The organism is Stutzerimonas chloritidismutans (assembly GCF_038562055.1).
In the GTDB taxonomy this organism is placed as follows: domain Bacteria; phylum Pseudomonadota; class Gammaproteobacteria; order Pseudomonadales; family Pseudomonadaceae; genus Stutzerimonas; species Stutzerimonas chloritidismutans_A.
In genome coordinates this window covers 155,325-170,503 of the sequence record NZ_JBCFXD010000005.1, presented here as the reverse complement: position 1 = coordinate 170,503, position 15,179 = coordinate 155,325, and the positions used below count along the sequence as shown (strand labels likewise).

The window sequence follows — 15,179 nt, the reverse complement described above, 5'->3', positions numbered from 1 at the left end:
CTGCACTGACAATCATCAGTCAGGAGACCGACCTCATGCGCCGAATCATGTTACTGCTCGCTGCCGCGGTTGTAAGTACGCCGCTTTGGGCTATGCACTGCCCGATGGACATGGCCAAGATCGACAAGCAGCTTGAGACCAATCCGCCAAGCGATCCGGCAACGCTGGAAAAAGTAAAAGAACTCCGAGCGGAAGGAGAGCAGTTGCACAAAGCGGGCGACCACACTCAATCGCTCCAGGTTCTCGAGCAGGCCCAGGCGCTGCTCGACTCCGCTGATTGACCGTCCCAAACGGACGGCCCGCTCCTGCGGCCGTCCGAACTAGGGCGGGTTTGCCTCGCCTGTGCATCTGACTCGCAACTCCTTTCGTGCAAAATCTTCTTCGCTGCTGAGGGTGTCGTAACCCTCTGGACAGAGCTGCTCTGCACGAGTCTCACATCCAGGTTGCTCAACTTTCTCGCAGGCCAATACGTACTCGTCTGTTGGTTGAGCGGCTGGCACGCCCTCGAACGCACTGCAGCCAGCCAGCGTCACCAACGCCCCTGCGGCAAGGCTGACGCGATAAACGCTTTTGATCATGGGCAAAGTATCTCGCTCGATATATACACCGATGCGTCGATCGCCTACTCGGCGTAAGCCTCGGCTGACCCACACTGGTGAAGTTGGATGATTTCGCGTCGTCTCTGTCTCGCCTACTCTAATCACCAGTAGCGCAGGACGCGCAGCGGGCCAGGGAGGCTCGACATGGAGCGTTCGCAGGAGTGCGAGTTAAAGGACAACGGAACGACTGGCTAAACGCCTGCAGCCCCGCCCCGCGCGGGGCTTTTTAATTGCGCGACTGCTAACGCGGTTTAGGCGCGTCATCCAGTTCTGCACTGTCGGGGTCGATGTCAGGGACATTATTCATCTCCCCTCCTCGCTTGGCATTGTCTCGTGGAGTCGTGCCGTCATTGTTCGGCAACTCATCCAAACCAGCTTCGCTACCGGGACTGACATCCGTTCGCTGCGGTGGTGAGCCGGGAATGATCACATCCTCTTTGCCCGCACGCTCGGCGCGCGAAGGATCGTTATTCTGGTTTGAGAGACTGTCAGGGTCATTGGCCATCGTCTAATCTCCTCTGCCATAGCAAATGCACTACAGGATAAGAGGAGCGTGGCGGCGCTGCGTTCACGACGATAGGGTGCCGCTGGTCATATGCAATGAGCCATAGCACAGCGGCCTGCTGCCCTATAAACAATTAAACCGGCTGCGGCGGCCGGTTTAGATACGGATGTATCAGTGTGTCCCGATGGTGCCCGGAGCGGGAATCGAACCCGCATACCCTTTCGGATGAGGGATTTTAAGTCCCTTGCGTCTACCAGTTTCGCCATCCGGGCGGGACGGTGATGCGCGACGTTGATCGCGGCGCAGGACTATAACGAGGCTCTGGCCGAGGCGCAACCCGAACGGCGATTGCGGCGTATCTGGAGTGAGTTTGCTGCCATAAACGTGCCGCTACTTGGGCTTATGGAGTAGGAGGCTCAATGATGACGGCGCATGCCGACGATCAGCCAGAACACCAGCCCGAGAATCGGGAAGATGGCGATACCCAGCGCCCATAGGGCTTTCGCTCCTACGCTGCGATCGCTTTTGAACACGCTGATGATAGCCAACAGATCCAACACGATCACGGCGCCTGCAACCGCAATTGCAAGGTAGCTCATCGCATCTGACATAGAGGACTCCTTACTAGACGCTCTATGTCTCAGTCATCGTCCGAGGCGCTTCAGTTCCGGCTAGGAAAGGATGCTCACCAGGCCTGATAAAGCATCAGTGCTGCGAAACACAAACTGAGGGCATAAAAAAACCGCAAGCTTTCGCTCGCGGTTTTTTTATTACTGGAGGCCGATGTCGGAATCGAACCGGCGTACACGGATTTGCAATCCGCTGCATAACCACTCTGCCAACCGGCCTCAAAACGATAACGCCGCATGCAGCGGCGTCATCGTCAACAAACTGGAGCGGGAAACGAGACTCGAACTCGCGACCCCGACCTTGGCAAGGTCGTGCTCTACCAACTGAGCTATTCCCGCATCGTCTTGGTGACGGGCGCCATTTTATAGTTTCGGCACGCCCCGTCAAGCCCTTGATTAAAAAAGTTTTTTATTTCTTTTCAGTAGGGCTTAGATGAGGCCAGGCGGCCATCAGGTAATTGGCCATTGACCACAACGTCAGCCCGGCAGCGACGATCAGCAAGGCATAACCCAGCCCAACCCAGACCGTAGTCAGCGGGGGGTTAGCCAGCAAAATGATGAGCGCCACCATTTGTGCCGCTGTTTTCCACTTGCCCAGATTGGACACCGCCACCTGTGCACGCGCCCCCAGCTCTGCCATCCATTCGCGCAAAGCCGACACCACAATCTCCCTGCCGATAATGATCGCTGCAGGCAAAGTCAACCAGAGATTCGAATGTTCCTCGACCAGCAGCACCAGGGCCACAGCCACCATCAGCTTGTCCGCCACGGGATCGAGGAAGGCGCCGAAGGGCGTGCTCTGTTGAAGTTTGCGGGCAAGATACCCATCCAGCCAGTCAGTGATGGCAGCGATGGCGAATACCGCACTTGCCGCCAGGTAACTCCATTGAAAAGGCAGATAGAACAACAAGATGATGATCGGTATCAGCAGTACGCGTAGCACGGTGAGAATGTTTGGGATGTTCATCGATACCACTGGTCCGCGGATTTAGAAGTTGATTCTACTCACTGTGCAGAGCGGCATAAATCGAATCGGCAAGCTTTTTACTGATACCTGGTGCCTTGGCGATCTCGTCTAGACTCGCACGGCTAAGTTCTTGAAGACCACCGAAGTGCTTGAGCAGTTCTCGCCGGCGTTTCGGTCCGATCCCAGCCACACCCTCCAGCGTCGAGGTTGTGCGCGCTTTGCCCCGTCGCGCTCTGTGGCCGGTTATAGCGAAACGGTGAGCTTCGTCGCGTACCTGTTGGATCAGGTGGAGCGCTGGCGAGTCGCCTGGTAGCGTGAATTCATGCGCGGCATCGTTCAGGTACAGGGTTTCCAGGCCCGGCTTGCGGGTGACGCCTTTTGCAACGCCCAGCAGGATCAAGTCAGGCACGGCGAGCTCCTGCAGCACTTCACGAGCCATATTGAGCTGGCCCTTCCCTCCGTCCACCAGCAGGATGTCCGGTAGCTTGCCCTCCCCCTCGGCTGCTTTTCTGAACCGACGGGATAGCGCCTGGTGCATTGCGGCGTAATCGTCACCGGCGGTAACGCCTTCGATGTTGTAGCGTCGGTAGTCAGACTTCAACGGCCCTTCCGGACCGAACACTACGCAGGATGCCACTGTGGCCTCACCACTGGAGTGGCTGATATCGAAGCATTCCAGCCGACTCGGCTGTTCATCCATCTCCAGCGCTTCGGCCAGCGCCTGGAATCGTGCAGCCAGATGCTGACGACTTGCCAGTCTTGCACCGAGCGCTTGCTCGGCGTTGGTCAGTGCCAGCTGCTGCCAGCGCGCGCGGGTACCCCGTACACGATGGGTGATGATCAATTCGACGTCGCGTAACTCGACGACCGCGCTGATGAGCGTTTCGAAGTCTTCGTGCACGGCGTTGACGATCAGCTCGGACGGCAGATCGCGCTCCATGGAACTCAGGTAGTACTGCTCCAGGAATGCCTGCAGTACGTCGCTGACGCTCTCCTCTATTGCCACCTGCGGGAAGAAGTTCTTGCTGCCCAGCACTCGGCCACTGCGCACGCTGATCAGGTGGACGCAAGCGCCGCCCGGGCTCACCACGGCGGATACGATATCAACGTTGCCGCTGCCGCCTTCCATGCTTTGCTGATCCTGGACGCGTCGCAGGATACCAATCTGATCACGTATTTCGGCCGCGCGCTCGAAATCAAGCGCCATCGCGGCCTTTTCCATGTTCTTTGAAAGCTCCTCAGCCAGAGCATTGCTGCGTCCTTCCAGAAACATCACCGAATGACGAACGTCTTCAGCATATTCCTCTGGTTTGACGAGGTTCACACACGGCGCCTTGCAGCGTTTGATCTGGTACTGCAGGCACGGGCGGGTGCGATTTCGGTAGTAGCTGTCTTCACACTGGCGGACGAAGAATGCCTTCTGCAACAAGCTCAGGCTTTCGCGGATGGCGCCGGCGCTGGGATAGGGGCCGAAATAGCGGCCCATCTCCTTCTTGGCACCTCGATGAATGCTGAGCCGAGGGAAGTCCCCACTGGAAAGAAAAACATAGGGGTACGACTTATCGTCGCGTAGCAGAATGTTGTACGGCGGCCGCCATTGCTTGATGAGCGTCTGCTCAAGCAGTAGCGCTTCGGTTTCGTTGGCTGTGATCGTCGTTTCGACCTGCGCGATTCTGGCCACGAGCGCGGCTGTTTTCGGCGCTTGCCCGACCTTGCGAAAGTAACTCGCCAGGCGCTTTTTAAGGTTCTTCGCTTTTCCTACATAAAGCAGCTTGGCTTCGGCATCAAACATCCGATAGACGCCGGGACGTCCGCTGCAAGAAGCCAGGAATGCTGAGGAATCGAAGCCGCTCATCAATTGATGGTGTCGACCATGCCATGTCGTACGGCGAGCAACGCTAGTTCGACGTCACTGGTGATCGACAGCTTTTCGTAGATGCGGTAGCGGTAGGTGTTCACTGTCTTGGGCGATAAACAGAGCTTGTCTGATATGGCCTGGACCTTTTGACAGTTCGCGATCATCAACGCGATCTGGATTTCCCGTTCGGACAATAGATCGAAAGGAGAGCCGTTGACCTTGGGCTGAAAAGACTTCAGCGCAAGTTGTTGGGCGATCTGAGGGCTGATGTAGCGCTGGCCGGCGAACACCATGCGGATCGCCTGGATCATTTCTTCCAGCGCGGCGCCTTTGGTCAGGTAGCCAGCCGCACCGGCCTGAAGCAGCCGTGTTGGAAACGGATCTTCCTCGCAAATGGTGACCGCTATCACCTTGATGTCAGGATGGCTGCGTAGCAGCTTGCGTGTCGCCTCGAGGCCGCCAATGCCAGGCATTTTGACGTCCATCAAGACAACGTCCGGCTTGAGCTCACGGGACTTCTTGATCGCCGCCTCACCGGATTCCGCCTGACCGACCACTTGCAGACCATCGATATCGGCAAGCATGCGGGAAATGCCTGTGCGCACTAGATCGTGGTCGTCGACCACAAGCACTCTGATCAAGCAGACACCTCTTCTGGACAAATTCAAAGCTGGGCTGACTGCTCGCTTCATAAGCGGCGAACTTTAACAAAAAAAATACTGCATTACCCAGACCATACATCGCAGCATGGCGTTATGGCATCACTGGATCGATTTACGCGGCTTGCGAGTGAACGTGAGAGCGCCGGTTGAAGTCATTGGTAGTGATCAACATCGTTACCTATGTATGGAGTCACTCTTGCTTGCCAGCTTCGTCGCCGCCTTTGTTCTGGCTACCGTTCATGTTTTTGCAGGCCGTCTACGCAGGCTCAATAGGCTGCCCCGTAGCCGGTGGCTTTCCATGGCTGGCGGCGTTTCGGTAGCCTACGTATTCGTCCATCTGCTGCCCGAACTGGCGCGCGGTCAGGCGGTGATGGAAGGCAGTGATATCTGGGTGCTCAGCTACCTGGAGCATCACGTCTACTTGCTGGCGCTGCTTGGCCTTGCCTCATTCTATGGCCTGGAAAGGCTGATCAAGGAGCACCGTCGTCACTTGCCGGAACATGCCGAATCCCATGCGGGTGTGTTCTGGCTGCATATCGCTGCCTTCGCCATCTACAACGGCCTTATTGGCTATCTGTTGATTCAGGGCGAAAACAGTAGCTTGACCACTCTGGTGCTCTATTGCGTCGCGATGGGCCTGCATTTTCTAGTGAATGATTTCGCGCTCCAGAACGACCACAAGGGCTTGTTCAGGCGTCGCGGTCGCTGGTTTCTCGCCGCGATGCCGCTGGCCGGCTGGACCCTGGGCCTTGCAACCGAGATTTCAGAACTCGCGGTTTCAGCACTGACCGCGTTCGTCGGCGGCTCGATCATTCTGAACGTATTGAAAGAGGAGTTACCCGAAGAGCGCGATAGCCGCTTCAGTGCCTTCCTGCTCGGCTCGGTCGGCTATTCGGTATTGCTGCTCAGCTTTCAAGGTAACTAGTCTGGGCGCACTCTGAAGCGTCACCGCGCCATAAGGGCGGGCGAACATGCAGCGAGCCATGATCAGCCCCCGTCCGCTCAGCGAGCTTGCAGCAGCTTCTTGATTTCGCCTGGCGCGGCACTTCTTCCAGAGGCAGGACTTGATCGTCCTAACCCTGCGGGGTCGTAACCTTGACAACGCGCTATAGCTGCAGTCAGTCATCCTGGTTGGCCAAGCCCAGGCGGACAGTTCTTCGAGCAGTAATCGCATCACAGATGGGGGGACTGCCCATTCTCGACAGCTGGTCATCGAGCCAGGTGAAAGAGTCAACCTGCTTTTCCTCTAGCTTTGCGGCAGCGCTCGCTCGTACCAGTCTCGGCTTTTGTTGACGGTACGAACCAGCCAAAGCATCACCGGCACCTCGATGAGCACCCCTACGACCGTCGCCAGCGCCGCGCCCGAGTTGAAGCCGTACAGCACGATGGCGACGGCAACCGCGAGCTCGAAGAAATTCGATGCACCGATCATGGCAGACGGCCCGGCGATGTCATGGCGCACTTTCAGCTGTCGGTTGAGCCAGTAACCCAACGCGGCGATCACAAGTGTTTGCAGGAGGATCGGCACCGCCAACATGGCGATGACCAGAGGCTGTTCGACGATCGCTTCACCTTGAAAGGAAAACAACAGCGCCAGTGTCGCCAGCAACGCCAGGATAGCGAACGGCTGAATACGCGTCAGTGCTGCCTGGAATCTGTCTTCACCGCGCTTGCGAAGGCGGGAGCGAATGAGCTGAGCAACCGTCAGCGGGATGACGATATACATCACAACGGAAAGAATCAGCGTATCCCAGGGCACCGGGATCGAAGAGACGCCCAGCAGCAAGGCGACAATGGGCGCAAAAGCAAACACCATAATCAGGTCGTTCACTGCTACTTGAGTCAGGGTGAAGTTGGCGTTGCCGTTACACAGGTTGCTCCAGACAAACACCATGGCTGTGCAAGGCGCCGCGCCGAGCAGGATCAGCCCCGCGACATAGCTATCGATCTGGTCAGCCGGCAGCCAATCCGCGAATACGTGTCGGAGAAACAGCCAGGCGAGGAACGCCATGGTGAAGGGTTTGATAGCCCAGTTCACAAGCAAGGTCACGCCCATACCGACGCGGTGCTCAAAAACCTCATGGAGAGCGCTGAAGTCGATTTTCATCAGCATCGGGATGATCATCACCCAAATCAGCACCCCAACCGGGATGTTCACGTTGGCCAGTTCCATCGCACCGACCGTCTGTGCGGCCTTTGGAGCGAACAGTCCGATGAGTGTTCCGGCAACGATGCACAGAAAGACCCAGAGGGTCAGATAGCGCTCGAAGAAACCGATCGGCGCACCTGCGGCTTTTTTTCCTATGGTTTCGCATTGGGTAGACATGGAGCTTCTCGTTATTTCATCTTAGGTAGCGGTTTTGGGGCGCTAGCAGCCAGTGGCGGCTCCGTCAGCATCGGATTTATCTGCTGGGCCATGCGCCGTGCGCGGCAGTTCAGCCCCATCAAAAGTCACGGCCCGGTCATCCTGCTGCGCTTTTATAGGCTAGCTTGCCAAGAAACCGTCCGAGCATATTCGCTTTACAGCATATGCAGCCATCAATATATTCTCGGTTTTCCGCGTGGAGCCTGCTCCATATCAATCACATCGTCCAGGCCATGAATTCCATGATCGAACCTCTAACGCCTGACATGGTTTTTAAATGCCTCTCCGATGAAATCCGAGCGCGCATGACATTGCTGATCACGCACAAAGGAGAATTGTGCGTTTGCGAGCTGACGACAGCGCTTGAGCAAAGCCAGCCCAAGATTTCGAGGCATCTCTCCCAGTTGAGAAGCTGCGCAATCCTTGAGGACAGACGCCAGGGACAGTGGGTGTATTACCGCCTACACCCGCATCTACCCGATTGGGTTCACGAGATGCTGCAGGTCGTGCTCAATGCCAATGAAAAATGGTTGAGCGGCGATGCTGACCGCCTTGAACGCATGCGTGATCGGCCTGGTCGCGCGGCAGTGTGCGGCTGAACCGGTTCGATTCTAGCGCGTTCGACGACAGGCTCGAACGTCCAAGGACGCATGACAGTTATCTTCGCCCTTCCCCGCAACCGACTCGATGCGAACGGCATCAATGAGGGGTTGACGCCCTGATACGAGAAAACGCAATGAACGAAGCGCTGCCAAACATCGATCTCGAACATCTTGACTTACCGGGCCTGGACAAACTGAACCTGCCCAGCGACCCGGCACACAAACCGCGCATTCTGTTGCTCTATGGCTCGAACCGAGAACGCTCGTTCAGTCGTTTGCTGAGTCAGGAAGCGGCGCGTCTGCTGGAGGCAATGGGCTGCGAAACGCGAACCTTCGACCCCGCCGGCCTGCCTTTGCCAGACGACGCGCCTGAAGCTCATCCCAAGGTGAAGGAGCTACGCGAGCTGGTGATCTGGTCAGAAGGTCAGGTGTGGTGCTCGCCGGAACGTCACGGCGCGATGAGTGCGGTGTTCAAGGCTCAGATCGACTGGGTGCCGCTGAGCATGGGCGCCATCCGCCCGACACAGGGCAAGACGCTGGCGCTGATGCAGGTCTGCGGGGGCTCGCAATCTTTCAACGCGGTGAATCAGATGCGCGTGCTGGGTCGCTGGATGCGGATGGTCACGATCCCCAACCAGTCTTCAGTACCCAAAGCGTTTCTGGAGTTCGACGACGCCGGGCGAATGAAACCTTCGGCCTATTACGACCGGGTCGTGGACGTGATGGAAGAGCTGGTCAAGTTCACGCTGCTGGTACGTGGACGCGGTGGCTACCTTGTCGATCGCTACTCCGAACGCAAGGAATCGGCTCAAGCCCTGTCCGCACGCGTCAATCAGCGCTCGCTATGAGCAAGGAGTGCAACCATGTCGCACCCCTATGACATTCTCGAGATTCCCGGTCACGCAGGCCGTTTAATGTTCACGCCATGCCCTGGCACCAAGGGCACCGGCGTAAGCGAAGCGCTGACGACGATCGAATCAGCTGGCGCGCATGTGCTCATCACGCTGATGCCGAATGCCGAGCTGGCAGCCAACCAGGCGGATGACCTTCCGGCTCGCTGCGCCGAGCTTGGCATGGAGTGGTTGCAGCTACCGGTGGCCGACGAACAGGTCCCGCTGGCGGACTTCGATATTGCCTGGCATCGCCATCGCGACATCATCCTTGCACGACTAACCGAAGGCGCCACCCTGGCGATCCATTGCAAGGGCGGTTCCGGGCGCACTGGGCTGATTGCCGCGCGCATCCTGATCGAGCTGGGCATGCCTCGGGAGACCGCCGTGAAAAAGGTCCAGGCGCTTCGGCCCAAAGCCATTCAACACCCGGCTCATGTCGGCTGGCTCGCACAGTTTGGCGACTGACCTCTGATGCTGAAGACCTTTGGCTTGTTCTTCATCACCGCACTGGCGGAAATCATCGGGTGCTATCTGCTGTACCTATGGCTTCGTCAAGGCAAAAGCGCCTGGCTGCTCATACCTGCCGCGGCATCATTGATGCTGTTTGCTTGGCTGTTATCGCTGCACCCGACAGCGGCCGGGCGCGTGTATGCCGCCTATGGCGGCGTTTACATCGGCGCTGCAATCGTCTGGCTGTGGCTCGTCGACGGCATCAGGCCTACCGGCTGGGATCTACTGGGATCGGCCGTCGCATTGGTCGGCATGGCCATCATCATGTTTGCGCCTCGCGGCGCCTGACTTACGGAAATCAACCATGACGCTCAAAATTGGTATCAACGGTTTCGGCCGGATCGGCCGTCTGGCCCTTCGCGCGGCCTGGGAATGGCCGGAGTTGGAGTTCATCCAGATCAACGATCCCGCCGGCGACGCAGCCACTCACGCCCACCTGCTGAATTTCGACTCGGTGCACGGCCGCTGGAGGCACGAAGCGAGCAGCGACGGCAATTGCATTGTTGTGGATGGCAAACGAATCCGGGTCACTGCTAACAAGGCCATTGCCGATACCGATTGGTCCGACTGTGATCTGGTCATCGAAGCCAGCGGCAAGATGAAGACGGTGGCCGTGCTGCAAGGCTATCTCGATCAGGGCGTCAAGCGTGTCGTCGTCAGCGCGCCAGTCAAGGAAGCCGGGGCACTCAATATCGTCATGGGGGTCAATGACACGCTGTTCGATCCAGCTCTGCACCAGATCGTTACCGCAGCCTCCTGCACCACCAACTGCCTGGCTCCGGTGGTCAAGGTGATCCATGAACATCTGGGCATTCGCCATGGTTCGATCACCACAATTCACGACCTGACCAATACCCAGAGCATCCTCGATCAGCCACACAAGGATCTGCGCCGCGCCCGAGCCTCGGGCATGAGCCTGATCCCGACCACCACCGGTTCAGCCACCGCGATCGCCGAGATCTTTCCGGAGTTGCGCGGCAAGCTCAACGGCCACGCGGTACGCGTCCCGCTGGCCAATGCATCGCTGACCGACTGCGTTTTCGAAGTCGAGCGAGCCACCTCAGTCGAGGAGGTCAACGCGCTACTGCAGGCCGCGGCAAGCGAAGGTCCACTCAAGGGCATCCTCGGCTATGAAGCGCGGCCGCTCGTTTCCATCGACTACCGCACCGACCCACGCTCCTCGATCATCGATGCACTGTCGACCATGGTCGTGAACGGCACGCAGGTGAAGCTGTATGCCTGGTACGACAACGAGTGGGGCTACGCCAACCGCACCGTGGAATTGGCACGCAAGGTCGGTCTAGCCGATTGATCCCGAGGATGGCGCGCTCGCGACGCCATCCGCATCCTCCGCACCGCAACAGGACTCGCCATGCACGCCCTCTCCCGCCTCTCACCGGAGGTTCGCCAGTATTTGCTGGTGACCGGCAATTACTGGGCCTTCACCCTGACCGACGGTGCGCTGCGGATGCTGGTGGTGCTGCACTTTCATGCACTGGGCTATACGCCGTTGCAAATCGCGGCGCTGTTTCTCTTCTACGAAGTGTTCGGGGTCATCACCAATCTGTTGGGCGGCTACCTGGGCGCCCGAATTGGGCTCAACCGCACCATGAACATTGGCCTGGCCATGCAGGTCGTCGCCCTGATGATGCTCACGGTGCCCGCCGCATGGCTGACGATTCCTTGGGTAATGAGCGCACAAGCGCTATCAGGCATTGCCAAGGACCTGAACAAGATGAGTGCCAAGAGCTCGATCAAGCTGCTGGTGCCGGAGGGTCAGCAAGGCACGCTGTACCAGTGGGTGGCGGTGTTGACTGGGTCAAAGAACGCGCTCAAGGGCGTCGGTTTTTTCCTCGGGGGTGCACTGCTTGCTGCTACAGGCTTTCGCGGGTCGCTGCTAGTCATGGCCGCAGTGCTGTCGCTGATCTGGGTTTCCAGTCTGGTAATGCTGCAAAAAGACCTGGGCAAGGCCAAGGCGAAACCGAAGTTTCGCGAACTGCTCTCCAAGAGCCAGGCCATCAATGTTTTGTCAGCCGCACGGCTGTTCCTGTTCGGCGCCCGTGATGTCTGGTTCGTCGTGGCGCTACCAGTCTATCTGTCCACGGTGTTCGGCTGGGACTTCTGGCAGGTGGGCGGCTTTCTCGCGCTCTGGGTGATTGGCTATGGCATCGTCCAGTCGCTTGCTCCGGCGATTACGGGTAAAAGCCGCAGAGAGATTCCAGACGGGCGCTCGGCGTTTGGTTGGGCGCTGCTTCTGGCCGGCTTGCCTGCGGGAATTGCGTTGGGCCTGGACACCGATTGGTCCGCCCAGGCGGTATTGCTCGGCGGCTTGCTGCTGTTTGCGGCGCTTTTCGCCATAAACTCATCGCTGCACAGCTACCTGATCGTCTCTTATGCCAAGGCCGACGGTGTCTCGCTGGACGTCGGCTTTTATTACATGTCCAACGCGCTGGGCCGATTGGTTGGCACCCTCCTCTCTGGTTGGGTCTATCAGCGGTATGGGCTTGAGGCCTGCCTCTGGATTTCGAGCGCCTTTGTGCTGCTGGCTGCACTGATCTCGATGGCCCTACCGCATCGTGATCACGCAATCAAAACAACCAGTTGAGCGTGACGCAGGGAACAGCGAGACGTGACGGCCCGCGCCGGTACATCGCCTGTCGGCGTTCTGGGTTTACTAGCGCTGGCTATCGCTGAGCAAGTGACTCAGTACTGATCGCAATTTTCCCGCCTTGACTGGCTTATTCAGCACCGGCACGCCAAACCCGTGCAGTTGGCGCCGACACTGGTCGCTGCGATCGGCCGTCACCATCACCACCGGAATCGGCTGCGCAAAGTGCTCCCGCAACGCGGTGGCCACTTCCCAGCCGGTCACACCTTGATCGAGATGGTAGTCGGCGAGAATCACCTCTGGCGGCTCTCCATCGAGCACGGTCAACGCTGCTTGCTGGTCGGTGGCCGTCAACACGTCGCAGCCCCACTGCCCAAGTAACGCAGCCATGCTGTGGAGGATGCTCAGCTCGTTATCGAGGACCAGTAAACGGCGCCCCGGTAACGGATTGCCAGGCACTGGTTTCAACCCCGGCGATTCGGCCTGTAAGTGCTCAGGCGGATCGGCCAGTGGCACATCAATACTGAAGACGGAGCCTCGACCAAGCTGCGAACGCACCTGAATCGGATAGGCCAGCATCGAGGCAATGCGATCGACAATGGCCAGACCGAGCCCGACGCCGGGGCGCTCGGTGGCGCGCTGTACACCCAGCTGATTGAACTCGAGGAAGATCGATTGCATCTGATCCGCTCCGATTCCGCGACCGGTGTCCCATACCTCGATGCGCAGGTATTCGCCGCGTTTGCGCGCGCCCAGCAATACGCGGCCGTGATCGGTATAGCGGCAGGCATTGCTTAGGAAATTACGCAGGATGCGCGTCAGCAGCCGGAAATCGCTGCGCAACGCGTAGGCCGGAATGTAGTGGTCAAACCCAAGGCCGGCTGCATCAGCCACGGACTGAAATTCAGAGACCAGTGGTAACAGCACTTCATCGAGGCGATAGACGTCGATGTCGGGTTTTATCGCCTGCTGGTCCAATTTGGAAATATCCAGCAAGTCCGTAAGCAAATCTTCGGCGCCCTCGAGCGCCTGATGCGCCCGCTCAACCAGATTGGTCTCAGCATCTGGCAAACGGCGTTCCCGTAGTGTCGAGATCAATAGACGTGCGGCATTGAGCGGCTGCAAGAGATCGTGGCTGGCGGCGGCCAGGTATTTGTCTTTGCTATGGTTGGCCGCCTCGGCAGCATCCCGCGCCTTACGCAGCTCTAGCGTCCGTTCGGTGACGCGCTGTTCAAGCTGCTCGTTGAGTTGCAACAGCCGCAGCTGAGCCTGCTTGCGCTCTGTGATGTCGGCTACAAAACCTTCAACTAGGCCCTCTTCGTCCGGCTTGAGCAACAGGTTCATCATTACCTCTATGGCGGTTCCATCCTTGCGCCGCAGCCGAGTATCGTACCCGAATAGGCCTTGCTGGGTTTTCAAGGTCTGGCGAATTCGATCCAGCTCCTCCTCACCCCCGATGAACAGGTGATGCGACAGATCAGTCAGATGCCAAAGCGCCTCGGCCGGGCTTTCGTACCCAAGCATCTTTGCCAGGGCCGGATTGGCTGCACGGATGCCTTCCTGCAGGCTTGCCTGAAAAATGCCGTGTACAGCGTGCTCGAACAGCCATTTGTAGCGGTTACGCTCGGCCTCGAGTTCTTCAAGACGGGCCACCAGCTCAGGGTAATGGCTCTTGCGGGCGGAATGTGTACCAAGTCCAAGGAGCCCGGCGAGCGCATCGTTCTGTTCAGAGTGCTTCGGCATAGACCACTTCGACGTCTCGTTGGGTCGACGAACGGGGGTTGGTCAGAATGCAGGGGTCTTGCATCGCGTGTTGCGAAAGAAATGGGATGTCGGAGAGGTCCACGCCATGTAAGCCCAGTGTCTCGCGGAAACCGATGGCCTGTTTGAGGCTGATCAGATGTTGCATGAGCCGTTCACGGATCTGCCGATGGCTCAGCCCGCGACTATCGATGCCCAGGGTTTCAGCAACCACTTTGAAACGATCCGGCGCCGAGTCGTAGTTGAATGCCACCACGTGCTCGACCAAAACCGCATTACACAAACCATGCGGTAAATCCAGGTAACCGCCCAGGCTGTGAGACATTGCGTGTACTGCGCCAAGGATTGCATTGGAGAAGGCCAAGCCGGCTTGCATGCTACCGAGCATGATTTTTTCGCGCAGTTGAATATCCGAGGGATTGGCGATCATTTCCACCAGATGGCCGTTGATCAGCCGCATCGCCTCCAACGCGTGTGGATCGGTCAGCGGTCCGTGGCCAGTCGAAACGAAGGCTTCGATGGCATGGACCAGCGCATCAATACCCGTACAAGCCGACAGGAACGGATCCATGCTGAGGGTGGTTTCCGGATCGATCAGCGAGACATCCGGTACGGCGCCCTTACTGACGATGGAAAATTTCATCCGCTCGGTCTGGTTGGAAATGATCACGAATTGCGAAACGTCGGCAGAAGTGCCCGCAGTCGTGGGAATCAGAATCAACGGTGGGCTTGGCACGCGCAGCGTGTCGACGCCCTCGAACTCGACGATATTCCGGCCATGCGCCACCGCGATACCGATGCCCTTGGCGCAATCCATCGGGCTGCCGCCGCCAACCGCAACGATGACGTTACACCCTTCGCTGCGGTACATCTCGGCACCCAGCATCACTTCTTCTGAGCGGGGGTTGGCCGACACTTGGGTAAACAGGTGGTAGTCGATGTCCTGCCGGTTCAGACTTGCCTGGACGTCAGCGACCCAACCGGCCGCTACCACGCCCGGATCAGACACGAGCAGCACCTTTCGGGCGCCGAAGTTTTTCGCATAATTGCCGGCGCTATGCCGACAGCCCGCACCGAACACGATCTCTGGGGATACGAACTTACGTTGCAGGCTAAGGTTGGGGCTCATACGACGGCCTCTCGTTATTATTTGTTACTTTTGGCAAGCGTACTGCTTTCCTCCATCAAAGCAATCGGCAAAACGGAGCATGGCGGCGCGC

The 15,179-nt window shown here is 58.3% G+C and carries 16 protein-coding genes and 3 tRNA genes; 8 read left to right on the top strand and 11 right to left on the bottom strand.

Features of this window, described 5'->3' with window-relative positions:
• The first annotated feature begins 35 nt into the window (after positions 1 to 35).
• Positions 36 to 281 (top strand): hypothetical protein, encoded by a 246-nt coding sequence (locus AAGW23_RS10260; protein ID WP_019339072.1) that lies wholly within the window; start codon positions 36 to 38, stop codon positions 279 to 281.
• Between the two features lie 559 nt (positions 282 to 840).
• On the opposite strand, the gene AAGW23_RS10255 is transcribed toward AAGW23_RS10260, so the two are convergent.
• The 8 genes from AAGW23_RS10255 to gacA form a co-directional block, all read right to left on the bottom strand.
• The gene (locus AAGW23_RS10255) at positions 841 to 1,104 is read right to left on the bottom strand and encodes a hypothetical protein (protein ID WP_342406385.1); all 264 of its coding nucleotides are present in this window, start codon (positions 1,102 to 1,104) and stop codon (positions 841 to 843) included.
• Positions 1,105 to 1,289: 185 nt separating this feature from the next.
• Positions 1,290 to 1,376 (bottom strand) — tRNA-Leu (locus tag AAGW23_RS10250).
• Between the two features lie 144 nt (positions 1,377 to 1,520).
• Positions 1,521 to 1,715: a PLD nuclease N-terminal domain-containing protein gene (locus tag AAGW23_RS10245; RefSeq protein WP_342406384.1), complete on the bottom strand. Its 195-nt coding sequence runs from the start codon at positions 1,713 to 1,715 to the stop codon at positions 1,521 to 1,523.
• A gap of 163 nt (positions 1,716 to 1,878) precedes the next feature.
• Positions 1,879 to 1,952, bottom strand: a tRNA-Cys gene (locus tag AAGW23_RS10240).
• 44 nt (positions 1,953 to 1,996) lie between these two features.
• Positions 1,997 to 2,072 (bottom strand) — tRNA-Gly (locus AAGW23_RS10235).
• 70 nt (positions 2,073 to 2,142) lie between these two features.
• Positions 2,143 to 2,700, bottom strand: a complete 558-nt coding sequence (pgsA, locus tag AAGW23_RS10230) for a CDP-diacylglycerol--glycerol-3-phosphate 3-phosphatidyltransferase (protein WP_159967738.1) — start codon at positions 2,698 to 2,700, stop codon at positions 2,143 to 2,145.
• Between the two features lie 34 nt (positions 2,701 to 2,734).
• The gene (gene uvrC / locus AAGW23_RS10225; protein WP_342406383.1) at positions 2,735 to 4,558 is read right to left on the bottom strand and encodes an excinuclease ABC subunit UvrC; all 1,824 of its coding nucleotides are present in this window, start codon (positions 4,556 to 4,558) and stop codon (positions 2,735 to 2,737) included.
• A complete protein-coding gene (gene gacA / locus AAGW23_RS10220; protein ID WP_159967740.1) occupies positions 4,555 to 5,199 on the bottom strand; it encodes a response regulator transcription factor GacA in 645 nt (214 codons plus the stop codon). Before gacA ends, uvrC begins: the two co-directional genes overlap by 4 nt.
• 205 nt (positions 5,200 to 5,404) lie before the next feature.
• Between gacA and AAGW23_RS10215 the strand changes: the two genes are divergently transcribed.
• The gene (locus AAGW23_RS10215) at positions 5,405 to 6,145 is read left to right on the top strand and encodes a hypothetical protein (protein ID WP_342406382.1); all 741 of its coding nucleotides are present in this window, start codon (positions 5,405 to 5,407) and stop codon (positions 6,143 to 6,145) included.
• A 321-nt stretch (positions 6,146 to 6,466) separates the two neighbouring features.
• Here the strand turns inward: AAGW23_RS10215 and arsB are convergent, their stop codons facing one another.
• The gene (arsB, locus tag AAGW23_RS10210; protein ID WP_342406381.1) at positions 6,467 to 7,546 is read right to left on the bottom strand and encodes an ACR3 family arsenite efflux transporter; all 1,080 of its coding nucleotides are present in this window, start codon (positions 7,544 to 7,546) and stop codon (positions 6,467 to 6,469) included.
• 281 nt (positions 7,547 to 7,827) lie between these two features.
• On the opposite strand from arsB, the gene AAGW23_RS10205 reads away from it, so the two are divergent.
• From AAGW23_RS10205 to arsJ, 6 genes are all read left to right on the top strand, one after another.
• On the top strand, positions 7,828 to 8,184 hold the full coding sequence (locus AAGW23_RS10205; protein WP_342406380.1) for a metalloregulator ArsR/SmtB family transcription factor: 357 nt from the start codon (positions 7,828 to 7,830) through the stop codon (positions 8,182 to 8,184).
• 137 nt (positions 8,185 to 8,321) lie between these two features.
• On the top strand, positions 8,322 to 9,035 hold the full coding sequence (gene arsH / locus AAGW23_RS10200) for an arsenical resistance protein ArsH (protein ID WP_342406379.1): 714 nt from the start codon (positions 8,322 to 8,324) through the stop codon (positions 9,033 to 9,035).
• Between the two features lie 15 nt (positions 9,036 to 9,050).
• A complete protein-coding gene (locus AAGW23_RS10195; RefSeq protein WP_342406378.1) occupies positions 9,051 to 9,545 on the top strand; it encodes a tyrosine-protein phosphatase in 495 nt (164 codons plus the stop codon).
• Between the two features lie 6 nt (positions 9,546 to 9,551).
• Positions 9,552 to 9,878: a YnfA family protein gene (locus tag AAGW23_RS10190; RefSeq protein WP_342406377.1), complete on the top strand. Its 327-nt coding sequence runs from the start codon at positions 9,552 to 9,554 to the stop codon at positions 9,876 to 9,878.
• 16 nt (positions 9,879 to 9,894) lie between these two features.
• Complete coding sequence (locus AAGW23_RS10185) at positions 9,895 to 10,902, top strand: ArsJ-associated glyceraldehyde-3-phosphate dehydrogenase (protein ID WP_342406376.1); 1,008 nt, start codon at positions 9,895 to 9,897, stop codon at positions 10,900 to 10,902.
• A 60-nt stretch (positions 10,903 to 10,962) separates the two neighbouring features.
• Positions 10,963 to 12,195 (top strand): organoarsenical effux MFS transporter ArsJ, encoded by a 1,233-nt coding sequence (gene arsJ / locus AAGW23_RS10180; protein WP_342406375.1) that lies wholly within the window; start codon positions 10,963 to 10,965, stop codon positions 12,193 to 12,195.
• Positions 12,196 to 12,264: 69 nt separating this feature from the next.
• On the opposite strand, the gene AAGW23_RS10175 is transcribed toward arsJ, so the two are convergent.
• Positions 12,265 to 13,941, bottom strand: coding sequence for a NahK/ErcS family hybrid sensor histidine kinase/response regulator (locus tag AAGW23_RS10175; RefSeq protein ID WP_342406374.1), 1,677 nt, complete (start codon positions 13,939 to 13,941; stop codon positions 12,265 to 12,267).
• Entirely contained in the window at positions 13,925 to 15,088 is a 1,164-nt protein-coding gene (ercA, locus tag AAGW23_RS10170; RefSeq protein WP_342406373.1) for an alcohol dehydrogenase-like regulatory protein ErcA, read from the bottom strand. The genes AAGW23_RS10175 and ercA overlap by 17 nt, the downstream gene beginning before the upstream one ends.
• Positions 15,089 to 15,179: the final 91 nt, after the last annotated feature.